Raw genomic sequence first — 22,975 nt, 5'->3', positions numbered from 1 at the left:
GCGGCATCTTCTCAAGCGTCGCGACCAAGGATTCTCATCCTGATTGACGCGCTCTTCTCATCAAGTTTGTCGCGCTACAGAAGGCGCTCAATGCCGCCGCCGAGCAGGCTAAGGGAGGCCGCCCATCCGTATTCTTCCTCGATGAGGTGGATAGTTTTTACAATAGAGATCAGTCTACTAATGGTTATGTGATCGGCATGGTCAACGGACTTCTCACGCTGATTGACGCCCTCTCTGCGACCGAAGGCGTGGTTCTCGTAGCCGCGACCAACGATCCAGAGCGCGTGGATCCGGCGGTTGTCAGAGCCGGCCGGTTCGATCGACATATCCGGGTAGGTCGCCCGATCCGGTCTGGCATCACGGCGATGCTGTCGGCCGCCGTGGCGGGCGTGATCCCGGGACCGGACCTCGACCGCGTGTCCGCACAACTTGTCGGCCTGTCCGGCGCCGAGGTCGCGGCGCTCCTCCGTGACGCCCGGACCAGTGCGCGCAAGGCCGGGCGGGATCTCGCGCTCAAGGACCTTCAGGCGGCGGCCGACCGCGCACAGCCGCAGCTCGGTGACGCGCTGATGCGGCGCGTCGCGGTCCATGAAGCGGCCCATGTGGTCGCCGGTCACGCGATCGGTCTTCCCGCCGCGACGCTGGCACGGATCAGCCCTCGCGGCGGGGAAGTCGTCCGACCGCATCTGAACGCTATGACGGCTCGGGACATCAGGGGGATGATCGCGGCGGTCCTCGCCGGGCGGGAAGCTGAGGACATCCTCTTCGGCGACGTGACCAGCGGAGCCGGGACTGGCTCCGCCAGCGACCTCGCGCAAGCCACCTCCCTCGGCATCCGCGCCGAGTGCGCGTTCGGCTTCGGCCCAGACCTATGCTGGATCTCTCCGGACACCCCGATCACCCTGCTGCCGGCCACGGTGCGGGACCGGGTCGAAGACCGGCTCCGGGCCGGGCAGAAGGAAGCGCGTAAGATCATCGTCCAGCATCGCGGGGCGGTCGAGCGGATCGCTGACGCGCTCCTTGAACACCGCGAACTCGACGGCGCCGCCTTGGCGGGGCTGCTGGACGGAATGGAAGTCCTGGCTGACAGCGAGGCGCAGCCTGTAGGTGGTCACGATGCGTGATCGGGTCGCCCACCCCCGGAAAACTTCGGGAGCGAACCGCTCGGAATCTGTCGAAGCCGGGCGTTCGCCTCGGGGTGTTCGAATGCACCTGCGGCATCACCCCTGCCGGACAGCGGGCAATCAAGCCCCGGGAGGCGTCTGATGCGGGTCAAGGTAAGCGTGACGCTAAGCGCCGATCTGGTGGATGAGGCCCGTCGTCTGGGGCTCAACATGTCCCGCATCGTCGAAGCCGAGCTGCGCCGGGAAGTGGCGGCCGAACGCCTCCGGCGACAAGCGGACCGGGCCGAGGACCGCGAAGGCGACGGGACAGGATCCAGCACCGGGGAGACGTAGCCGACCACGCGCCCTTGCACGCTGCGGGGTCGCTTCCGTTTACCGACGACCGGGCCCGGTTCGACCATTCAAACGAAAAGTCGCAACTGGGGTTCTCTATTATACATCGATAAGCAGCCCACGGAGGCCAACAAGTCAGACCTGTTCAAGAACCGCGCCGCAGCGAAAGCCCGGTCTCGCAAAAGGGACGAAGAACGCCTTCGGATGGGTGAGGTCACCCCGTCCCAGCTCCAGCAGAAAAACTAGTGTTCAGAGGCTTCAAAAAGGGAGAGATCGGCATACCGGCGAAATACATGCGGAAGATCAAGCATCGGTCCGAGGACAAAGGCGACAGCTAGAAATTCGTCACACGGAGACCAGTTCCGCCAGTTTTTCAGCCACCTGCGCCATCGTTTCTTCAGCTGTGCTGAGCCCACTTCGTGCCGCAAGCAGCGGACTTACATTACGCAGCGTTTCATAGGTGGTCTGGTGCACGATCGGAACGAGCCGTTCACCTGCGAGCAGAGCCGATAACTCTTTGTCGGCGATACCTTCAGACGGGAGCCGCCTTAGTAGCGCAGGCGTCACTAGCACGATACCGATCCGGGAATTTGCGAGCCCCTTGTCGATGGCTCGCATCAGCGGCACGCCCAACCCCACGGCCTTTTCGCTGAACCAGACTTTCACCCCTTTCCCCTCGAGAAGATCATGGAGCTCCTTAGCAGCTCCCGAGCGATCGTCCCAAGCGTGGCACAAGAACACGTCGCGCAGATCTTGTGTAGCGCGTGCCTCAACGCTTTCGCGAATAGGCGTAAGGGAACGAATTTGAAGGTCGGTATAAACAACAGACGAGCCAGAGCGAGACCACTTCGGCTTGCCGCTACCACCGGTTCTCGTTGAACTGCTCGCCGCTATCGCCGTGCGTGCTGGACCCGAGTAAGCTGTGGATGGATAATGTCCATAACTTCCGTATCCGGACGACCGACCATAGCGCCCCCTGCAAGCTGGACATTTTGCGGCGGCTGCCGCTGAACGGTGGCCTTCTCGAGGTGCGGTGCATCTGGCCATAGTCAGGTCCTCACAAACACGAAATAATTCAAGCTTATCGCTATATTCTTACCTCGCCCATGGGCGCCTTCAGTAACACGGCAATGGGGTCGGTCGTGGTATGAGATCGGCCAGCCCCAAAAAGAATAATTACTGGCCGATCCTTGCCTGCTTTCAGTCCCGGAGGAATTTTGCCCTGAACGGGAGGATTTTTCCGCCCAATCGGGAAGAACTATGACCTCAGGGACATCATGAACTACGCCCTCCTCAGCTACACCCGCTTGTCGCGCCGCAGGTGTTGCACTTCATGCAGGTGCCGTTGCGCACCAGCGTGTAGTTGCCGCAATCGCCGCAGGCTTCGCCCTCGAACCCCTGCATCCGGGCCTTGGTGCGCGCGTCCATGCTCACCGCGCCGCTGGCCACGGTGGTGGTGCTGGTCAGGGTCGTCGTACCGCCCACCGTTTCCGGCACAAGGCTGTGCAGCGCGCCCATGGGATCGGTACCCGTGGCCATGCCGTGACCGCCGTTCAGCACGACCAGCTCCTGCGGCAGACGCTTGCGCAGATACCCGGTCGAGCTGATCTGTTTCAGCACTTCGAGCGAGCGCGAGGCGGCGGTTTCGCTGATCTCGCGGACGTTGGACACGCCTTCCTCTTCGCCGCGGCCCAGATCGTCAAAGCTGGCCCCCGACGGTTTCACATGGGCCAGGTCGGTGCGATCCAGATAGCTGACCGCCAGTTCGCGGAAGATGTAATCCAGGATCGAGGTCGCGTTCTTGATGCTGTCATTGCCCTGCACCAGCCCTGCGGGCTCGAACTTGGTGAAGGTGAAGGCGTCCACGAACTCCTCCAGCGGCACACCGTATTGCAGGCCCACAGACACGGCGATGGCAAAATTGTTCATCATCGCGCGGAAACCCGCACCTTCCTTGTGCATGTCGATGAAGATTTCGCCCAGTTGCCCGTCGGCATATTCGCCGGTGCGCAGATACACCTTGTGCCCGCCGACAACCGCCTTCTGGGTATAGCCCTTGCGCCGGTCGGGCATCTTGTCGCGATGGCTGCGCACGATCTCCTTGATCACCACCTTCTCGATGATCTTTTCGGCCAGCACGGCGGCCTTTTCCTGCTGGCTGCCGCTTTCCATGATCTCGGCCGCCTCGTCGTCATCCTCGACCAGCGCGCTGGCCAGAGGCTGCGACAGTTTCGAGCCGTCGCGATACAGCGCGTTCGCCTTGATGCCCATCTGCCACGACCGCTCGTATGCCGCCTGACAGTCCGCGATCGTCGCATCGTTGGGCATGTTGATCGTCTTGGAGATCGCGCCCGAGATGAACGACTGCGCCGCCGCCATCATGTCGATATGGCTGTTGACCGACAGGTAGCGCGTGCCGCGCTTGCCGCAGGGGTTGGCGCAATCGAAGATGTGGTAATGCGCCGGGTCCAGATGCGGCGCGCCTTCCAGCGTCATGGTGCCACAGACATGATCGTTTGCCGCGTCGATATCGGCCTTGGAAAAGCCAAGCTGGCGCAGCAGGTCAAAGCCGGGATCGTTCAGCTTGTCCGCCGGGATGCCCAGCACGTTGGTGCAGAACGCCTCGCCCAGGGTCCACTGGTTGAACACGAAGCGGATGTCAAAGGCGGCGGCCAGCGCGCTTTCGATCTTGTCCAGCTCGTTGGGGCCGAACCCCTTGGCAACAAGCGTGCTGTGGTTGATCGCCGGTGCCTGCCCGAGGCTGGCGTGACCCACGGCATAGGCGATGATCTCTTCGATCTGCGCGCTGCCATAGCCCAGCTTTTCCAGCGCGGCAGGCACCGATTGGTTGATGATCTTGAAATAGCCGCCGCCTGCCAGCTTCTTGAACTTGACCAGCGCGAAATCCGGCTCGATCCCGGTGGTGTCGCAATCCATCACCAGCCCGATCGTGCCGGTGGGCGCGATCACCGAGGTCTGCGCGTTGCGGAACCCGTGCTTCTTGCCAAGGCGCAGCGCCTCGTCCCAGGACGACTTGGCGATCTCGACCAGCCGCGCATCGGGGCAATTGGCGTGGTCCAGCGCGACGGGTTTGATATCCAGCCCGTCATAGCCGTCGGTCGCGCCATAGGCGGCGTTGCGGTGGTTGCGGATCACGCGAAGCATGTGTTTGGCGTTGCGCTTGTAGCCCGAGAACGCGCCCAGCTCGCCGGCAATTTCGGCGCTGGTGGCATAGGATACGCCGGTCATGATCGCGGTCAGGGCACCGGTCAGGGCGCGGCCTTCGTCGCTGTCATAGCCCAGGCCCATGTTCATCAGCAGACCGCCGATGTTGGCATAGCCCAGCCCCAGCGTGCGGAAGTCGAACGACCGCTGCGCGATCTCTTTCGACGGGAACTGCGCCATCATCACGCTGATTTCCAGCGTCAGTGTCCACAGCCGGATCGCGTGCATGTAGTCCTCGACCTGAAACGCGCCGTCCCTGTAGAAGGTCAGCAGGTTCATCGAGGCCAGGTTGCAGGCGGTATCGTCCAGGAACATGTATTCCGAGCACGGGTTCGAGCCGCGGATCGCCCCGTCCTCGGGGCAGGTGTGCCAGGCGTTGACCGTGTCGTGATACTGGATGCCCGGATCGGCGCAGGACCATGCGGCATGACCGATGTCTTCCCACAACTGGCGCGCCTTCAGCGTCTTGGCCACGCCCCCGTCGGTGCGGCGCAACAGCTCCCAGTCGGCATCGTCCTGCACGGCCTTGAGGAACGCATCGGTCACCCGGACCGAGTTGTTGGAGTTCTGGCCGGATACGCTCGCGTAAGCCTCGGAATCCCAGTCGGTGTCATAGGTCGGGAATTCGATGCTGTCATAGCCCTGCTTGGCATAATCCAGCACGCGCTTGACATAGGGCTCGGGGATGGCCGATTTCTTGGCGCTGCGGATCGCGGATTTCAGCGCGGCATTTCTGGTCGGATCCACCGCGTCCTCGCTGCTGCCATCCCACTGGCGGATGGCGGCGAAGATCTCGTTCAGCCTCAACTCGTGCATCTTGCTGCCCGCGACGATGCTGGCGACCTTCTGCTCTTCCTTGACCTTCCAGTTCACGAATTCCTGGATGTCGGGGTGGTCCACGTCGCAGATCACCATCTTGGCCGCGCGGCGCGTGGTGCCGCCTGACTTGATCGCGCCCGCGGCACGGTCACCGATCTTCAGGAACCCCATCAGGCCGCTGGATTTGCCGCCGCCCGACAGCTTTTCCCCTTCGGCCCGCAGGCTGGAAAAGTTGGTGCCGGTGCCCGAGCCGTATTTGAACAGCCGCGCCTCGCGCACCCACAGATCCATGATGCCACCATCACCCACCAGATCATCGGCAACCGACTGGATAAAGCAGGCATGAGGCTGCGGATGCTCATAGGCGCTGGTGGATTTTGTCAGCTTGCCGGTCTGGTAATCGACATAGTAATGCCCCTGGCTGGGACCGTCGATGCCGTAAGCCCAATGCAGACCGGTGTTGAACCACTGCGGGCTATTGGGGGCCGCCCGCTGCGCGGCCAGCATGTGGCGCATTTCGTCGAAATAGGCGCGCGCGTCTTCCTCGGTGGTGAAATAGCCACCTTTCCAGCCCCAATAGGCCCAGGCCCCGGCCAGACGGTCGAACACCTGCTTGGACGAGGTTTCGCCGCCGAACTCGGTATTGTCCTTGGCCGGAACCGAGCGCCACAGGAACTCGGGCACATCCTTTTCAGGAACGCGCGTCAGCTTGGCGGGCACACCGGCCTTCCGGAAATATTTCTGCGCGATGACATCGCTGGCAACCTGGCTCCACTTGCCGGGCACTTCGACCGCGTCCAGACGGAACACAACGGTGCCGTCCGGGTTGCGGATCTCGGATGTCGTGGCGACGAAATCCAGCTCCGCATATGCGTCTTGCCCTGCTTGCGTGAATTTTCTTTCAATTTTCATAGAAACTGCCCCATTCTACAGCCGTTTTTGTCCAAGCCAGCGCTTAAGGGCAGTCGGGGGCAGGTCACGCAAATACGCTTGCGCGGTAAGGGTCGGCTGAATTCCGACTTGCTTTGGTTTTCTCTGTCCCCGCCCAGCCTGACACCACATATTGTGTCCCGCGCCATCGGCCAGCACAACTTGGCGTATTTCCGCCCCACGGGTCAACGGAAAATGCACGCCCCGCCGGGCAAAAAATCGGTTGACGGGGACGCAGGGCGCAAACGAGTGATTCAACGCCTGCCGCCGCGTTGTGAACAACTCTGTGTGCAAGGCAGGTATAAGTGCCGAAAAGCGTTGAACGGTACGGCTTTATCCGACACTTTTGGGACATGGCTTGAGCGACGGAAGAGTGCCCAACAGACCGCACCAAAATGCAACAGGTCTGCGCGCAATCGCCTATGTGGCGGGCAAGATCAGACGGAGGCACCACATCTTGGGAACCAAACGATTCTTTTTCGGCCTCGCGGTGCTGTCACTGGCCGGGTGCGCGGCCACGCAGCCTGCCCGTGACCCGGCGGCCCCCGTCTCGATGCAGTTCGCGACCACACCAACGCAGCTTTATGCCGCCGTGCCGCTGGCCTGTTCCGGCCCGGGCGAGCGCGTGGTGCGCCCCTCGTCAGATCGCATCGAATGCCGCCGCCTGCTGCCTCCCGAGGGCGCGGCGGGCGCGATCCTGCGCTATGACGGCACCATCGATGCCCTGCCCGAAAGCGTGATCCGGTTCCAGTCGCGTAGCACCGACAGCACCGCCATGATCATCGAGGCGTCGGCCTTCATCTCCGTGCCCCAGCGCGACGGGCGCGAAGTCCATGTGATCTATCCCGATCCTGCGGTGGATCGCAAAATGCGCCAGATGCTGACCCGGCTGGGCGGCACCCCCGTAGCGCCATAAAAAAACGGCCCCACACAGGGGGCCGCTTTCATTCAGATCAGACCGCTCAGCGACCCAGCGACCACCAGCCGCGGCGCTTGGGCTTACCGTCGTCGTCATCCTCTTCCACCTCCGAGGCTGCGGTTTCGGCCATCGCCGGAGCCTTTTCAGGGGCAGGCGTTTCAGCCGCGGCAGGGGCTGGCTGCTCGGGCTCGGGTTTTGGGGCCTCGGGCTCGGGCTGCGGGGGTTCCGCTGCTGCGACCTGCGGCTCGGAGGCCGGTTCAGGCTGCGGCGCTTCGGTCGCCGCCTGTGCAACGAAAGCCGACGACGCCTCTTCGGCAGCGGCCTTTTCCTCGGCCTCTTTCTTGGCCTTGGCGCTTGTGCTGCGCGACCGGGTGCTGGTCGACGGCTTGCGCGCCGTGGTCTTGGGCTTTTCCTCTGTCGTCGCCACCTCGCCGGCTTCTGCCTCAGCAGTCTCGGCGGCCTCTTGCGGCTCGGGCTTCTTGCGGCTGCGTGGGCTGCGCGGCTTGGGGGCCGGTTTCGGCGCTTCCTCGGTCTCGGTCACTTCGGCCGGGCTGTCCTGCACAGTGTCCTGAACGGGTGCGGCTGCCTCGGCAGCCTCGGCTTCGGGCTTTGCCGCGACCGACTCCCTGGACTGAGCATCCTGCTCGTCGTCGGTGTCATTTTCCGACTCCGACTCCGACTCCGACCGATCCTGATCATCGCGCGACGATTTCGACCGGCGCGACCGCCGACGGCGACGCCGCTTTTTGGGCTTCTGATCGTCCTCGGAGTCCTCGCGCGGCTCGCGGGCCTCCGGGGCCTCGGCCACCGCCTCCACTTCGTCTTCCTCGGGAACGACTGCTTCGTCCACCTGATCCATCAGCGATGTATCAACCGACACCACGGGTGCGACCTCGGAGACGACACGGGTTGCGGTCTTGAACTTCTCAAGGCTGAAATCGGGGCTGATCAGCATCGGATCACCTTCGATCCGCACCGCCATGCCATAGCGCGCCTCGATCTGGGCCACGTGTTCGCGCTTGAAGTTCATCAGGTAATTCGCGATCGACACCGGGGCCTTGACCAGCACCTCGCGCGAACGGCGGCGCGTGCCTTCCTCCTCGATCTGGCGCAGGATCGACAGGGCCAGGTTGTCATCCGACCGGATCAGCCCGGTGCCATGACAATGCGGGCAAGGCTGCGTTGTCGCCTCGATCATGCCTGGGCGCAGGCGCTGGCGGCTCATCTCCAGCAGGCCGAAACCGCTGATCCGCCCCACCTGAATCCGCGCACGGTCGGTTTTCAGCTTGTCCTTCAGGCGCTTCTCGACGGCAGCGTTGTTCTTGCGCTCGTCCATGTCGATGAAATCGATCACGATCAGACCGGCCAGGTCGCGCAGACGCATCTGCCGCGCCACCTCTTCGGCGGCCTCGAGGTTGGTCTTGAGGGCGGTTTCCTCGATCGAGCCTTCCTTGGTGGCCCGGCCCGAGTTCACGTCGACCGCCACCAGCGCCTCGGTCACGCCGATCACGATGTAGCCGCCGGATTTCAGCTGCACCGTCGGGTTGAACATGCTGCTCAGGTAGCTTTCGACCTGATAGCGTGCGAACAGTGGCAGGCTTTCGCGATAGGGTTTCACGTTCACCGCGTGAGACGGCATGATCATCTTCATGAAGTCCTTGGCGATGCGATAGCCGCGCTCGCCCTCGACCAGAACCTCGTCGATATCACGACTGTAGAGGTCGCGGATCGAGCGTTTGATCAGGTCGCCCTCTTCATAGATCTTGGCGGGCGCGATGGATTTCAGCGTCAGCTCGCGGATCTGTTCCCACAGGCGTTGCAGGTATTCGTAATCGCGCTTGATCTCGGCCTTGGTGCGCTTGGCCCCGGCGGTGCGCACGATCAGCCCCGCGCCGGTCGGTACGTCGATTTCCTGCGCGATTTCCTTCAGCTTCTTGCGGTCCACCGCATTGGTGATCTTGCGGCTGATACCGCCCCCGCGCGCCGTGTTTGGCATCAGCACGCAATAGCGGCCCGCCAGCGACAGATAGGTGGTCAGCGCAGCACCCTTGTTGCCGCGCTCTTCCTTGACGACCTGCACCAGCATGATCTGGCGCACCTTGACCACTTCCTGAATCTTGTAGCGGCGCGGGCGCGGCTTGCGCGGCGGGCGGATGTCTTCGACATCGTCATCATCCGCCACGGATTCGATCGTGGTGTCCTTCTCGACGGTTTCGGTATCGTCGCTGTCATCATCGTCAAAGTCGAACCGCCCTTCGTCCTGCGGTTCCTCGACCGGGGTTTCACCCACGGTTTCCATCGGCGACATGCCCTCGGGCACCTCGTCGTCATCCAGATCGATGGTTTCCATGCCCGATATCTCGGACCCGTCAGCATCCTGCGCGATCACCGCATCATCGCTGGTGGTCTTTTCCGCCCGCGAAGACGCACGCGACGACGACCGGCGCGACTTTGGCTTCTCGTCTTCCTCGTCGCGGGCGCGCTGTGCCTCGACATAGGCGCGCTCTTCCTCCATCAGCGCCTCGCGGTCGGCAACAGGGATCTGGTAATAGTCGGGATGAATTTCCGAGAACGCCAGGAACCCGTGACGGTTTCCGCCGTAATCCACAAAGGCCGCCTGAAGCGAGGGTTCGACCCGTGTTACCTTTGCCAGGTAGATGTTGCCGGCAAGCTGGCGTTTGTTTTCCGATTCAAAGTCAAATTCCTCGACCTTGTTTCCGTCGACCACCACAACCCGAGTCTCCTCGGCGTGGGTGGCATCGATAAGCATTTTGTTGGCCATGATATCCGTATGCACGCGCGCGTCCGCCGCGGCCCTTGGGCGCGCGTCGTGTCGGGGGCGTGTCTGTCAGGGCGAAGTCGGGCGTGGGCAACGTTCTGGGCCAGGCAAGACTGCCTGCTCTGGTTCTTGATGCCACCTCGCGCCTCATCGCGTTTCTTCTCCAACGCCGCGCATTTGTCGCGTGACGCCTGTTGTTCGCCCGGATCGCGGCCAGGGGCCTGCACCGGGCTGTTACTTGGTCCGTCACCGGACCTGATCGGTCTGTTCAGGCCAGCCGGATAGTGTCGGGCATATGTCTGAAACAGCGAAACTCTCGCGGCGGGCACAGGGTGCCTCTGCCGTTTGTCGAGCATAAAGCCTGCGGGTGACACATTACAATGGGGAAAATGCGCCACGCCTTGTGGCTACAGGTAATCACCCCGTTGCAGGCTGTATTTGGCCATTTTTTCGTTCAATGTCCGGCGCGGCAGGCACAGCTCGTCCATAACCGCTTGGATCGAGCCCTTGTGCCGCCGCATGGTGTTGTCGATCAGCATCCGTTCGAAAGCCTCGACATATTCCTTCAGCGGCTTGCCTTCGGTCGTCATCACCGGTTGCATGTCGTCGTGATCGGCCATCAGCAGCGACGCGATGGTCCCCTGCCCGCGCCGCGATTGCAGCACCGCGCGCTCGGCCACGTTGATCAACTGGCGCACGTTGCCGAGCCACGGGGCCTGCAACAGTTGCGCGGCCTCCTGCGCGCTGACATTGGGCGCGTCACAGCCGTATTCCTCGGCGAACTGTTCCGACAGCCGGGTGAACAGGGTCAGGATATCCTCGCCGCGCTGGCGCAGCGGCGGCAAGGTGATGCGCAGGGCCGCCAGCCGGTAAAACAGATCCGGGCGCAGCACATCCTCAAGCGTCTTGTCCTGCTGCTGCAGGTTCGAGATCGCCACGATCCGGGTTTCGGCCGGGGTGCCCTGCTCGTTCATCATGCTCAGCAGGCGGGCCTGCAACGTATCGGGCAGCGATTCCACATCCTCCAGAACCAGCGTGCCGCCGCGCGCCTCTTCGACCGCCGGCAGGCGGCTGTCCTCGGGCTGCATCGGGCCGAACAGGCGCTTGGTCAGCGCGTCCTCTTCATAGGCGGCGCAGGACATCAGCACGAATTTCTTGCCCGCCCGCGCGCCCACCGCATGCAGCGCATGGGCCACGAGCGTCTTGCCGGTGCCGGTTTCGCCGTCGATCAGCACATGACCATCGGCCTGCCCCAGATCGAGGATGTCCTCGCGCAGGCGCTCCATCACCGGGCTTTGACCGATCAGCTTTTTCATGATCTGGCCACCGTCCGACAGTTCGCGGCGCAGCGCGCGGTTGTCCAGCGTCAGGCGGCGCGCATTGGCCGCCTTCTTGGCCAGTTCGGTCATGCGGTCGGGGTTGAACGGCTTTTCCAGAAAGTCATAGGCACCGACGCGCATCGCCTCGACCGCCATGGGCACATCACCATGGCCGGTGATCATGATCACCGGCAGCGCGCTGTCCGTGCCCATCAGCTTTTTCAGAAATTGCATACCGTCCATGCCCGGCATCTTGATGTCGGAAATCACGATGCCCGGATAATCCGGCCCAAGCGCTTTCAGCGCCTCTTCGGCGCTGGCGAATGTTTCGGTGTCATAGCCCGACAACGCCAGCCACTGGCTGATCGACTGGCGCATATCCTTTTCATCATCGATGATGGCAATCTTCATGGCTTTTGACATGGGCTGCTTTACTCCGCGGCTTCTATATCTTTGTTGTGCTCCCCAAGGATCGGCAGCTGCACCTCGAACACCGCGCCGCCGCCTTCGGCATTGCGCGCGGTCAGGCGCCCGCCAAGGTCGGACACGATACCCGAGGAAATGGCAAGCCCCAGCCCCACGCCGTCACCCGCCGTCTTGGTGGTAAAGAAAGGTTCGAACAGCTTGTTGAGGTCGCTGATCCCGGTGCCATTGTCGCGCACGGTCAGGGTGGCGGTCTCGCCCGCGGCCAGGATAAGGTCGATCTCGGGCGCATCAACACCGCCGATGGCGTCGATGGCGTTGCGCAGCAGGTTGATCATCACCTGCTCGATCCGCACCCGGTCGCCCATCACCATCACCGGCTCGGACGGGATCGCACGGCTGATCTTGATCTGGCGCAGTTTGAGCTGCGGCTCCATCATCGACAGCGCCGAAGCCAGTGCATCCCCCATGTTAACAGGCACAAACTCCTCGGATCCCTTGCGGGCATAGGATTTGAGCTGCTTGGTGATCGCGCCCATCCGCTCGATCAGGTCATCGATGCGCTGGAACGATGACAGCGCCTCTTCGGGGCGGTTGCGGCGCAGCAGCAGGCGGGCACCGGCGAGGTAGGTCTTCATCGCCGCCAGAGGCTGGTTCAGCTCGTGGCTCACAGCCGCCGACATCTCGCCCAGAACCGCCAGCTTGCTGCTTTGCGCCAGCGTCTGTTCAGCCACCGCAAGGTTTTTCTGCACCCGCTCGCGCTCGGCGATTTCCCGCTGCAAGCGCGCGTTCAATGCGCGAAGGTCCGCCGACTCGCGCTGAAACAGCGCCATGCGCACCGCGTTCTTGCGGCTGAGGAAATAGAACGCCAGCGCCAGCAGGATCGCGAATCCCATGATTTCCAGCGCCAGAAAACCGTTCACCTTTTCGCGCACGCTGGCATAGGTGGTATAGCTGGTCATCTTCCAGCCCCGGAACGGGATGCGGGTTTCCATCCGCATCACCGCCTCGCCCTGCACATAGGCATCGGCTGGCAGGGTCGTCCAGTCGGCCGTCGCCTCGATCGCGCGCTGGATCGCGCTGCGCGCGGGCTCATGCGCCAGCGCCTCGACCTCGGTCAGGCCGCGCCAGCGCGGCTCGGTCGCCAGGATGATCGTATCGCTGCTGTCGGTCACCACCACCGCATCCGAAATCCCCGCCCAGGCGCGTTCGAACTTGGCCAGATCGACCTCGACCAGGATCACGCCCAGAACGCTGCCGCGGTCCTCGACCCGGCGGGAATAGACGAACACATAGGCCCCGCTTTCACGCTGCATCACGGTGAACACCGTGCCCGAGGACCGGACGGCATCGACGAAATACGGGTCCGAGCGGTGCATGCTGCCCAGCCGGTTGCGATCGGTGGTGGCCACGGCGCGCCCGTCTTCGTCCAGCAACATCAGCGACGCCGCCCCAATCTCGTCCACGAAGGAAATCAGCCGCTGCGTCGACATCGAGTAGTCACCCGACGACAGCGCCCCGATCAGCGCGGGATCGCGCGCCAGCAGCTGCGGCACGATCGAATTGCGCCGCAGCTCGGACAGCAGGTTGCCGGAATACAGCGCCAGCCGCAGTTCGGCCCGGTTGCGGGTGTTCTCGGTAAAGCGGTCCGTCAGCAGCACATTGGTCGTGGCCACCGTCGCCACCGCCAGCACCATCAGCGCAAACAACGCCATGCGCGCGCGCCAACTGACCGCGCGCGTGCCGGAGGGAAGCTGAACAGGTAGATGCGCCATGCGAAGCAATCTACGCCGCGCCTGCGCGCCGCTCAAGTCACGCCGTGGCAAGCTGATCCATCAATGCGCGAAACATCGCCTGCCCGTCGGTGCCGCCATGGGCCGCCTCGGCCATGCGTTCGGGATGCGGCATCATCCCCAGCACACGGCGGTTTTCCGACAACACACCCGCAATGTCATCGACCGAGTCGTTGGGATTGTAGACATAGCGAAACGCCACCCGGTCCTGATCGCGCAGCGCGTTCAGCGTCAACTCATCGACATAGTAATTGCCGTCATGATGCGCGATCGGCACCGTGATCTCGTCACCCTGCGCATAACCGGCGGTGAACGCGCTGTCGGCGGTCTCGACCCGCAGGGCCACCGGCTTGCAGATGTATTTCAGCCCCGCATTGCGCCGCAGCGCGCCGGGCAGCAGCCGGGTTTCCGTCAGCACCTGAAAGCCGTTGCAGACCCCCAGCGCAAAGCCGCCCCGGTCCACATGCGCCTTCAGCGCGCCGCAGATCGGTGAATTGGCCGCGATCGCCCCGCAGCGCAGGTAATCGCCATAGGAAAATCCGCCCGGAATTCCCACGATATCCACGCCATCGGGCAGGCCGGTGTCCTTGTGCCAGACCATGCTGACCTGCGCGCCCGCGCGCTCGAAGGCCACCGCAAGATCGCGGTCGCAGTTCGAACCGGGAAAGACCAGAACCGCCGCATGCATCAGGCCATCTCCACCCGGTAGCTTTCGATCACCGTGTTCGCCAGCAGCTTTTCGCACATCTGCACCACGGTTTCCTCGGTCGTGCCGTCCTCTAGCTCAAGCTCGATCACCTTGCCCTGACGCACGCCGGCGACCCCGTCGAAGCCCAGCGCACCCAGCGCGTGGCGCACCGCCTCGCCCTGCGGGTCCAGAACCCCGTTCTTCAACATCACCGTGACCCGTGCCTTCATGGCGTCCTCCGGATAGCATCGGGCAGGCCCCTGCCCTGTTGTCGTTTGCGCCGTCAGTTGATCAGCGTCGGTTTCGTGGTGGGCGCGTTGGCGCGCGGCATCACGCCCAGACGGCGCGCCACCTCGGAATAGGCGTCGGTCAGGCTGCCCAGATCGCGGCGGAACACGTCCTTGTCCAGCTTCTGCCCGGTTTCCATGTCCCACAGCCGGCAGCTGTCCGGGCTGATCTCGTCGGCGACGATCAGGCGCATGAAATCGCCGTCATAGACGCGCCCGACCTCGATCTTGAAATCCACCAGCTTGATGCCGACGCCATACATGACCCCCGACAGGAAGTCATTGACCCGCAAGGCGAGGCTCAGGATGTCGTCCATGTCCTGCTGGCTGGCCCAGCCAAAGGCGGCGATATGCTCTTCGGTCACCAGCGGATCGCCCAGCTTGTCGTCCTTCAGGCAGTATTCCACGATGGGACGCGGCAGTTGCATGCCTTCCTCGATCCCCAGGCGCTTGGCCATGGACCCGGCGGCATAGTTGCGCACGATCACTTCCAGCGGCACGATCTCGCAGGCGCGCACCAGTTGCTCGCGCATGTTCAGCCGGCGGATGAAATGGTTGGGAATGCCCACATTTGTCAGGCCAAGCATGAAATACTCGCTCAGCATGTTGTTCAACACGCCCTTGCCCTCGATCGTGGCGCGCTTTTCCGCGTTGAAGGCCGTGGCGTCGTCCTTGAAATACTGCACGATCGTGCCCGGTTCGGGGCCTTCGTACAGGGTCTTGGCCTTGCCTTCGTATATTTTCTTGCGCCGTGCCATGGCCACCTCGTCGCTCGCCGGGGATGAGTCCCCGAACATTTGTTCCCTTTAGTGTAAGGGGACCACCCCCGCAAGTCGCACCCGCCCCTTGCACCGCGCGCCCCTTGCGGGCATATCAGGTCCAACACCATGCCACACAAGGGATCATGCCCAATGTCCACCTTTGACGAGCGCGAAAGCGCATTCGAAAACAAGTTCGCCCATGACGCCGAAATGGCCTTCAAGGCACAGGCCCGCGCCAACAAGCTGCTGGGTCTCTGGGCCGCCGACCTGCTGGGCAAGACCGGCGATGACGCCGACGCCTATGCCCGCGAAGTGGTCAAGGCCGATTTCGAAGAGGCCGGCCACGAGGATGTCGTGCGCAAGGTGCTGGGCGATCTGGGCGACAAGACGACCGCCGAGGAAATCCGCGCCAAGGCTGCGGAAATGCTGATCAAGGCCAAGGGCCAGATCCTTCAGGAAAACTGATAGTCTGTTGCGCGGCACCGCCCCGGCGGGCCGCGCCCATGCGGGCGGCTCATCTTGATGATGCAGCATTCGCGCTTGCGCCACACCGTTTGATTTGAAATCCCCGGGGTCAGAGTTTCCCGGCCAGACCCATTTGCAGGAGCATCCCATGACCAACGCCCTTTCGCGCCTTCTGGACACCCGCGACTGGCTGATGGCCGACGGTGCCACTGGCACCAACCTGTTCAACATGGGGCTTGAGGCCGGCGATGCGCCGGAACTGTGGAACACCGATCACCCCGACCGGATCAAGAAACTGTACAAGTCCGCCGTGGACGCTGGCAGCGACATCTTCCTGACCAACAGCTTTGGCGGCAACGCCAGCCGCCTGAAACTGCACGATGCCCAAGGCCGCGTGCGCGAGCTGAACCGCACCGCCGCCGAACTGGGCCGCGACGTGGCCGATGCCTCGGGGCGCGTGGTCGTGGTGGCGGGCTCGGTCGGGCCGACCGGCGACATCTTTGCCCCAATGGGCCCGCTGACCCATGAACTGGCGGTCGAAATCTTTCACGAACAGGCCGAGGGCCTGAAAGAGGGCGGCGCCGATATCCTGTGGCTGGAAACCATTTCCGCTGCCGAGGAATACCGCGCCGCCGCCGAGGCCTTTGCCCTGGCCGGCATGCCCTGGTGCGGCACCATGAGCTTTGACACCGCAGGCCGCACGATGATGGGTCTGACCAGCGCCGACATGGTCACGATGGTAGAGGCGCTGCCGAATCCGCCGATGGCCTTTGGCGCGAACTGCGGAGTCGGCGCGTCCGACCTGCTGCGCACGGTGCTGGGCTTTGCCGCGCAGGGCGTGGAACGGCCGATCATCGCCAAGGGCAACGCGGGCATCCCCAAATACCACGACGGTCACATCCATTACGACGGCACGCCCGAGTTGATGGGCGAATACGCCGTGATGGCGCGCGACTGCGGCGCCACTATCGTCGGCGGCTGCTGCGGCACCATGCCCGACCATCTGGAAAAGATGCACGAGGCCCTGCAAAGCCAGCCGCGCGGCCCGCGCCCCACGCTGGACCAGATCACCGAAGTGCTGGGCGGCTTTTCCTCGGCCGCCGATGGCACCGGCGAAGATGACGGCCCGAAACGTCAGCGCCGTGGTCGCCGCCGGGGCTGATCGTCGTCAGAACAGGCTGGGCTGCTCCTGCGTGCCCATCGGCACCGCGAACTGGCTGCAATCCAGCGCAGGCAGCGACGCGTCATAGCCCAGCCGCTTGGCCGCCAGATCGAACCGCCGCCCGATCATCCGCGCATGCACGCCCTGCCCGCGCATCCGGTGGCCGAACCGCGCATCATAGATCTGCCCGCCGTGCATTTCACGCAACCGGCGCAACACCTTGTCCGCCCGGCCCGGCACATGCTCGTGCAGCCAGTCCTCCATCAGCGGGGCCACCTCATGCGGCAGGCGCAGCATGATCCAGCTTGCCGCCCGCGCGCCGGCGTCCCGCGCAGCCTGCAATATCGACTCGATCTCGTGATCGGTCAGGCCGGGAATCACCGGGCTGACCATCACCCGCACAGGCACGCCCGCCTCGGCCAGTTGCCGGATCAGCGCCAGCCGCCGCGCGGGCAGCGGCACGCGCGGTTCCATCGCCCGCGACAGTGCCGGGTCCAGCGTGGTGATCGTGACGCCCACATGCGCCAGACCGCTTGCCGCCATCGGCCCAAGGATATCCAGATCGCGCGCCACCATCGTGCCCTTGGTGACGATCCCCACCGGATGGCGGAAATCGCGCAGCACTTCCAATACCTTGCGCATCGCCTTGAACTTTGCCTCGATCGGTTGATAGGCGTCGGTGTTAGTTCCGATGGCCAGCGGTGCCACGTCATAGGACCGCCGCCGCAGCTCGCGGTCCAGCACCCGCCAGATCCCGGGCCGCGCCACCAGCCGGGTTTCGAAATCCAGCCCCGGCGACAGCCCCAGATAGCCGTGGCTGGGCCGTGCGAAACAATAGATGCAACCGTGTTCACACCCCCGGTACGGGTTCAACGAGCGGTCGAACGGCACATCGGGCGACGCATTGCGCGTGATCGCACTGCGCGGCTCTTCCACCGCGACCTGCGTGCGCCACCCCGCCTGCGGCTCGGGGATGTCCCAGCCGTCGCCCTCCCATCCGGTGCCGATCTCGACCCGCTCCAGCGTCTCGAACCGGCCCGCAATATTGCGCCCGGCCCCGCGGGCACGGCGCAGATCGGCGGGAACAAGGGGTGTGGTATCACGAGTCATGCCCCGAAATAAGAACATTAAGGGAACATTTGCAATTGCCCGCGATATCATCCTGAGAATTTTTCCGAATTATGCAGCGCGTATGCGTCTATAAGTCGGAAGCGTCAGCGCTTATGTCGTTATCCAGACAGTGCGCGCCGGTCAAAACGACGAAACCTGCGCCAAAGACACCGCCGGATGCCCGGCAGCAAAGGAAGATCCAATGTCGGAAGACCAAGACGACATCATCCTGTCCGAACTTGATGACGACGAACTCGTCCAGCAGATGTATGACGACCTGTACGATGGCCTGAAGGAAGAGATCGAGGAATCGGTCAACATCCTGCTTGAACGCGGCTGGACGCCCTATGACATCCTGACCAAGGCGCTGGTCGGCGGCATGACCATCGTCGGCAACGATTTCCGCGACGGCATCCTCTTCGTCCCCGAGGTTCTGCTGGCCGCCAACGCGATGAAGGGTGGCATGGGCATCCTCAAGCCGCTGCTGGTCGAAACCGGCGCGCCGCGCATGGGTTCGATGGTGATCGGCACGGTCAAGGGCGACATCCATGACATCGGCAAGAACCTTGTGTCCATGATGATGGAAGGCGCGGGTTTCGAAGTCGTCGATCTGGGCATCAACAACGCGGTCGATGCCTATCTTGCCGCCCTGGACGAGCATCAGCCCGACATTCTGGGCATGTCCGCCCTGTTGACCACCACCATGCCCTACATGAAAGTGGTGATCGACACGCTGATCGAACAGGGTCGGCGCGACGATTACGTGGTCCTGGTGGGCGGCGCCCCGTTGAACGAGGAATTCGGCCGCGCCATCGGCGCCGATGCCTATTGCCGCGACGCTGCAGTGGCCGTGGAAACCGCCAAGCAATACGTGGCGCGCAAGCACAATCAGGGCGTTGCCGCGCACTGACACCGCGACCAAACCCCCCGCCCGCACGGCGGGGGGCATCACCCCGCGATGCCGCGATCGCGCACCGCCATCAGGGTCGCCGTCATCGTGGCGATCAGTCGCGCGCTGCCATCTTCCGCCAGCGCATGGGCGCGCCCCTCGGTCAGGATCAGCGTCCGCCCCGGCTTGATCACATCCGCCGCAAAGCGAAACCGCTGCCCCTGCGCGGGGGCCACGAAATTGATCTTGAACTCCACCGTCAGCACCGCACTCTCCGCATCCATCAGCGAAAACCCGGCATAACCACAGGCGCTGTCCAGCACGCTGGCCACCGCGCCGCCATGCAGAAACCCGTGCTGTTGCGTGAACTCTGCCGCATAAGGCATTGAAATGGAAACATGCCCCGGCAGCACCTCATCCAGTACGGCGCCCATGCTGCGCATCATCGCCTGCCGGTCGAAACTGCTCCGCACCCGGGTGTCGAAATCCGCACAGCGCGGCACAAAAGCGGTCTCGGTCATGGTCCTGCCCCGGTTGATGCCTCTTGTGCGCCAGCCTATGTCGCAATCAAACCCGACGCGCGCAAAACGCCGCGTCACAGTGGCACCAGCCCGCGAAAGGGAACGCGCATGACAGCGCCCGACGACCAGACACTCACCCAGACCGGCCTGCCCCCCACCGGCCAGGGCCGCGTGTTGCTGATCGCCTGCGGCGCGCTGGCCCGCGAGATCCTCGCCCTGCGCGACCTCAACGGCTGGGATCATCTCGACCTGCACTGCCTGCCCGCGATCCTGCACAACCGGCCCGAGCAGATCACCGATGCCGTGGTTCAGGCGGTGGAAAAACGCCGCCACGCCTATGACGATGTCTTTGTCGTCTACGCCGATTGCGGCACCGGCGGCCAGTTGCAGACCGCCTGCGACCGGCTGGGCGTACGGATGATCGCCGGCCCGCATTGCTACAGCTTCTATGAGGGCACAGACACCTTCGCCGCCCGAGACGAAGTCACGGCCTTCTACCTCACCGATTTCCTTGTCCGGCAATTCGACGCCTTCGTCTGGAAACCCCTCGGCCTCGACCACCACCCCGAGTTGCGCCAGATGTATTTCGGGAACTACGAGAAACTTGTCTACCAGGCCCAGACCGACGACCCCGCCCTGACCGAAAAGGCCCGAACCTGCGCCGACCGGCTCGGCCTCGCGTTCGAACGACGGTTCACCGGCTACGGCGATCTGGCGACCGCGCTGGCCAGCCTGCCGCGCCCTGCTTCCTCTCTCTGAAAATATCCCGGGGGGAGTCCGCGGCACGCGGACGGGGGGCAGCGCCCCCCTACCCGCTCACGTCACGCGGCACCACCCGCAGCCATATCCCATCCTTCGCCCGCACCGTCAGATGCGCCACCGGCATCGGATCGCGCCCTTCGATCCGTTCGAACCGGAACGCGCGGCACAGCGCCGACAGGATCAGCGGCCCCTCGACCATGGCAAACCCCGCGCCCGGACACACCCGCGCCCCGGCCGAAAACGGGATGTATGCCTCGCGCGCGCAGGTCTTGCCGTTCTCGGTCTGCCAGCGCGCGGGGTCGAAATCATCTGGCCGCTCCCACAACCGCGTGTGACGGTGCATGTGCCACGGGCTCAGCACGATCTGGCTGCCCTTGGGCGCGGTCCTGCCGCGCAACACTTCGGGGCCGCTTGTTTCGCGCACCATCATCGGCACCGGCGGATACAGCCGCAGCGCCTCGCGAAACACATCGCGGCTGATGCGCAACCGCCCGGCCTCGGCGAAATCGCCAGACTGCAGCGCCTGCGCCTCCTCGGCCACGCGATCCTGCCACTCCGGAAACAGCGCCAGCAGATACAGCGCCCAAGCCAGGGCCGAGGCGCTGGTCTCATGCCCCGCGAGGAAAAAGATCGCCACCTGATCGACCATCTCCTCGGTGTCGAACCGCGCGCCGGTCTCGGGGTCAGCGGTGGTCATGATCTTCGTCGCCAGATCGTCAGGCGCGGTGCCCGCCCCGATCTCCTGCATCCGCGCGGCGGTGAGCTGCGTGATCAACCCGCGGATCGCGCGCGCCGTCGCCTTGGTCCGCCTGCGAAAGAACCGCGGCATCCAGCGCGGCAGCGGCACAAAGGCGGCAAGGTTCAGGATCGGCTGGCTGCGCTGGTAGTCGCGGAACTCGTGAAACACCTTCGCGGCGGTCTCGTTCTCGATCGGAATGGAAAACAGCGTGCGGAATATCACATCGGCGGCGGCATGGCTGGTCACCTCCTCGATCTCGACCGCGCCGCCCGCGCGCGCGCCCAGCCGCGCGACACAGGCCTGCGCCGCCGCCCACATCGCCGGATAGGTATCGCGCAGCCGCCCGCCCTCGAAGGCCGGATCGATGATGCGACGCTGCCGCTGCCATTGCGCACCATTCGTCAGGAATACCGAATTGCCCAGCAACGGGCGCAGCCCCTCGCCCACCCGGTCGGATTTCGGAAAATCGCGCGGCCGTTCCTTCAGCACCAGCCGCACAAGCTCGGGCTGGTTGATCATGTAGGATCGGAAGAACGGCGTGCGGAACTCGGCCATCCACGCGCGGTAGAGCTTGGCAGGTTGCGCCGACAGGATGTCGGCCCGGAACAGCCGCGCATAGCGCCACAGTGACACCCGCTCGGGTCGCGCAGGAGGCTTGGGCGGCATCATGGCGCCACGCTGGTGTATTTCGACACCGCCCGCGTCATCCGGCTTTTCGATGCGGGCCTGCCGCGATAGCGATTTGCCAGCGTCAGCGGCCCGGCAGTGATCTGGAAATAGTCGTAATCCTTGGGCCGGTCAAAGGCGCACAGATACTGGAAATGCAGCCGGAAATACCGCCGCTTCAACGCCGCCTGCCGCTCCGGGCTCAAGCTCTGCGAAAACGCCGCCGAGAACACCAGCGGCCAGCGTTTGCCCTCGGGCGCCACCCCGGTCACCGCCACCGGGTCGCACAGCGCAAAGGCGCAGCCGTCGCCGGGCGCGGTCACATCGACCCAGGCCAGCCGGTCGCTTTGTGCAAGATATGCGAGATCGGCCCGCAACCGCCACGCATCCGGCAGGAACGACACCATCGGCACCACCTGCCCAAGGCTCAGGAACCCCAGCGCCGGGCCACCCTCGGGCACTTTGCCCGCGCGGATCAGGTCGGCCAGCACCGACACCGCCAGATGCGCGCCCGAGCTGTGGCCCACCACCAGCACCTCATCCACATCCTCGCGCAAGGCCGCGGCGATGATCGCGCCGAACTCGGCCATCCGAGTCTCCAACTCGGGGGGAATGGCCCCGCGCGCCTGCGCCGAATAGGCATAATCATGCATCAGGTAATAGGCGAACAACCTGCCGTCACGCGCCTTGAACCAGCGCAGTACCAGCACCGCCACGCCCGCCCCGATCACCGCACCCGCCAGCGCCCCGGCCAGCCCCGCCCGCGCCGCACCGACCCACAGGGCCAAGCCCCCCAGCCCCAGCGCCACGGCCAGTTGCACCAGCAGCATGCCGATCGGATAGAGTGCCGCGATCACCGGCCCCTTGCGCAACCGCATCAGCCGCCACAACGCGCCCGACCCGATATAGGCCCAGGCCGTGCGGACAAGCTGCGCATAGGTGGCCGGAATGCTGCTCGACATGCTGTCGCGCACGATATCGGACCACACCAGCACCTCGACATCCGCATCCACCGACGCCCCGTCGATCTGCGCGTGCACATGCCAGCCATAGCGACCCGCGCCCTTGGGCCGGGGCCGCAGCGCCAGCTCATAGCCCGAGATCGCCGCCTGATCGGCCCCTTCCTTGCGATAGAGCTCGCGATAGCGGCGGGGATGAATCGGGTCATAGCCGGGGATGCAGGGGAATCGCTTTTGGGCCGATCGGTGTGTTTGAGCGCGCTTGCGTCTGAGCCTGAGTTGGATTCTGTAATGTTGGGTGA

General features: G+C 64.2%; 19 protein-coding genes. 7 read left to right on the top strand and 12 right to left on the bottom strand.

Annotated features, from left to right (window positions below):
* Positions 1 to 59 precede the first annotated feature (59 nt).
* Both ACFTOW_RS15375 and ACFTOW_RS15370 read left to right on the top strand, forming a co-directional pair.
* On the top strand, positions 60 to 1,124 hold the full coding sequence (locus ACFTOW_RS15375; RefSeq protein ID WP_379917262.1) for an AAA family ATPase: 1,065 nt from the start codon (positions 60 to 62) through the stop codon (positions 1,122 to 1,124).
* A gap of 141 nt (positions 1,125 to 1,265) precedes the next feature.
* A complete protein-coding gene (locus tag ACFTOW_RS15370; protein WP_379917256.1) occupies positions 1,266 to 1,457 on the top strand; it encodes a type II toxin-antitoxin system CcdA family antitoxin in 192 nt (63 codons plus the stop codon).
* 345 nt (positions 1,458 to 1,802) lie between these two features.
* Here the strand turns inward: ACFTOW_RS15370 and ACFTOW_RS15365 are convergent, their stop codons facing one another.
* Positions 1,803 to 2,504, bottom strand: coding sequence for a toll/interleukin-1 receptor domain-containing protein (locus ACFTOW_RS15365; protein WP_379917254.1), 702 nt, complete (start codon positions 2,502 to 2,504; stop codon positions 1,803 to 1,805).
* Between the two features lie 246 nt (positions 2,505 to 2,750).
* The gene (locus ACFTOW_RS15360; RefSeq protein WP_379917252.1) at positions 2,751 to 6,413 is read right to left on the bottom strand and encodes a vitamin B12-dependent ribonucleotide reductase; all 3,663 of its coding nucleotides are present in this window, start codon (positions 6,411 to 6,413) and stop codon (positions 2,751 to 2,753) included.
* A gap of 475 nt (positions 6,414 to 6,888) precedes the next feature.
* Between ACFTOW_RS15360 and ACFTOW_RS15355 the strand changes: the two genes are divergently transcribed.
* Positions 6,889 to 7,347 (top strand): hypothetical protein, encoded by a 459-nt coding sequence (locus ACFTOW_RS15355; RefSeq protein WP_379917250.1) that lies wholly within the window; start codon positions 6,889 to 6,891, stop codon positions 7,345 to 7,347.
* Between the two features lie 46 nt (positions 7,348 to 7,393).
* Here the strand turns inward: ACFTOW_RS15355 and ACFTOW_RS15350 are convergent, their stop codons facing one another.
* The 6 genes from ACFTOW_RS15350 to purC form a co-directional block, all read right to left on the bottom strand.
* Positions 7,394 to 10,132, bottom strand: coding sequence for an Rne/Rng family ribonuclease (locus ACFTOW_RS15350; RefSeq protein WP_379917248.1), 2,739 nt, complete (start codon positions 10,130 to 10,132; stop codon positions 7,394 to 7,396).
* A gap of 404 nt (positions 10,133 to 10,536) precedes the next feature.
* Positions 10,537 to 11,871 (bottom strand): sigma-54-dependent transcriptional regulator, encoded by a 1,335-nt coding sequence (locus tag ACFTOW_RS15345; protein WP_379917246.1) that lies wholly within the window; start codon positions 11,869 to 11,871, stop codon positions 10,537 to 10,539.
* Between the two features lie 8 nt (positions 11,872 to 11,879).
* On the bottom strand, positions 11,880 to 13,646 hold the full coding sequence (locus tag ACFTOW_RS15340) for an ATP-binding protein (RefSeq protein ID WP_379917244.1): 1,767 nt from the start codon (positions 13,644 to 13,646) through the stop codon (positions 11,880 to 11,882).
* 37 nt (positions 13,647 to 13,683) lie between these two features.
* Positions 13,684 to 14,352 carry a phosphoribosylformylglycinamidine synthase subunit PurQ gene (gene purQ / locus ACFTOW_RS15335; protein WP_379917241.1) on the bottom strand — a complete coding sequence of 223 codons (669 nt, stop codon included), beginning with the start codon at positions 14,350 to 14,352 and terminating at the stop codon, positions 13,684 to 13,686.
* The gene (gene purS, locus ACFTOW_RS15330; protein ID WP_379917239.1) at positions 14,352 to 14,582 is read right to left on the bottom strand and encodes a phosphoribosylformylglycinamidine synthase subunit PurS; all 231 of its coding nucleotides are present in this window, start codon (positions 14,580 to 14,582) and stop codon (positions 14,352 to 14,354) included. The genes purQ and purS overlap by 1 nt, the downstream gene beginning before the upstream one ends.
* A 53-nt stretch (positions 14,583 to 14,635) precedes the next feature.
* Complete coding sequence (purC, locus tag ACFTOW_RS15325; RefSeq protein WP_379917260.1) at positions 14,636 to 15,397, bottom strand: phosphoribosylaminoimidazolesuccinocarboxamide synthase; 762 nt, start codon at positions 15,395 to 15,397, stop codon at positions 14,636 to 14,638.
* Between the two features lie 153 nt (positions 15,398 to 15,550).
* Here purC and ACFTOW_RS15320 point away from each other — a divergent pair, with 153 nt between their 5' ends.
* Together ACFTOW_RS15320 and bmt are read left to right on the top strand one after the other, a co-directional pair.
* Positions 15,551 to 15,865 (top strand): DUF1476 domain-containing protein, encoded by a 315-nt coding sequence (locus ACFTOW_RS15320; RefSeq protein ID WP_379917237.1) that lies wholly within the window; start codon positions 15,551 to 15,553, stop codon positions 15,863 to 15,865.
* 148 nt (positions 15,866 to 16,013) lie between these two features.
* Positions 16,014 to 17,027, top strand: a complete 1,014-nt coding sequence (gene bmt, locus ACFTOW_RS15315; protein WP_379917235.1) for a betaine--homocysteine S-methyltransferase — start codon at positions 16,014 to 16,016, stop codon at positions 17,025 to 17,027.
* A 6-nt stretch (positions 17,028 to 17,033) separates the two neighbouring features.
* Here bmt and ACFTOW_RS15310 read toward each other — a convergent pair whose 3' ends face one another.
* On the bottom strand, positions 17,034 to 18,137 hold the full coding sequence (locus ACFTOW_RS15310) for a PA0069 family radical SAM protein (protein WP_379917233.1): 1,104 nt from the start codon (positions 18,135 to 18,137) through the stop codon (positions 17,034 to 17,036).
* 202 nt (positions 18,138 to 18,339) lie between these two features.
* Between ACFTOW_RS15310 and ACFTOW_RS15305 the strand changes: the two genes are divergently transcribed.
* Entirely contained in the window at positions 18,340 to 19,047 is a 708-nt protein-coding gene (locus ACFTOW_RS15305) for a corrinoid protein (protein WP_379917231.1), read from the top strand.
* A 38-nt stretch (positions 19,048 to 19,085) separates the two neighbouring features.
* Here ACFTOW_RS15305 and ACFTOW_RS15300 read toward each other — a convergent pair whose 3' ends face one another.
* Positions 19,086 to 19,547 (bottom strand): PaaI family thioesterase, encoded by a 462-nt coding sequence (locus tag ACFTOW_RS15300; protein ID WP_379917229.1) that lies wholly within the window; start codon positions 19,545 to 19,547, stop codon positions 19,086 to 19,088.
* 108 nt (positions 19,548 to 19,655) lie between these two features.
* Here ACFTOW_RS15300 and ACFTOW_RS15295 point away from each other — a divergent pair, with 108 nt between their 5' ends.
* Complete coding sequence (locus ACFTOW_RS15295) at positions 19,656 to 20,306, top strand: DUF1638 domain-containing protein (RefSeq protein WP_379917227.1); 651 nt, start codon at positions 19,656 to 19,658, stop codon at positions 20,304 to 20,306.
* A gap of 49 nt (positions 20,307 to 20,355) precedes the next feature.
* Here the strand turns inward: ACFTOW_RS15295 and ACFTOW_RS15290 are convergent, their stop codons facing one another.
* A complete protein-coding gene (locus ACFTOW_RS15290) occupies positions 20,356 to 21,717 on the bottom strand; it encodes a cytochrome P450 (RefSeq protein WP_379917225.1) in 1,362 nt (453 codons plus the stop codon).
* Positions 21,714 to 22,958 carry a hypothetical protein gene (locus ACFTOW_RS15285; protein WP_379917258.1) on the bottom strand — a complete coding sequence of 415 codons (1,245 nt, stop codon included), beginning with the start codon at positions 22,956 to 22,958 and terminating at the stop codon, positions 21,714 to 21,716. The genes ACFTOW_RS15290 and ACFTOW_RS15285 overlap by 4 nt, the downstream gene beginning before the upstream one ends.
* Positions 22,959 to 22,975 lie beyond the last annotated feature (17 nt).

The sequence above is a fragment of the Lacimonas salitolerans genome (assembly GCF_042677865.1).
GTDB classification, from domain to species: domain Bacteria; phylum Pseudomonadota; class Alphaproteobacteria; order Rhodobacterales; family Rhodobacteraceae; genus Lutimaribacter; species Lutimaribacter salitolerans.
Note: the sequence above shows the minus strand (reverse complement) of the source record. Positions and strands in the feature narration are given on the sequence as shown.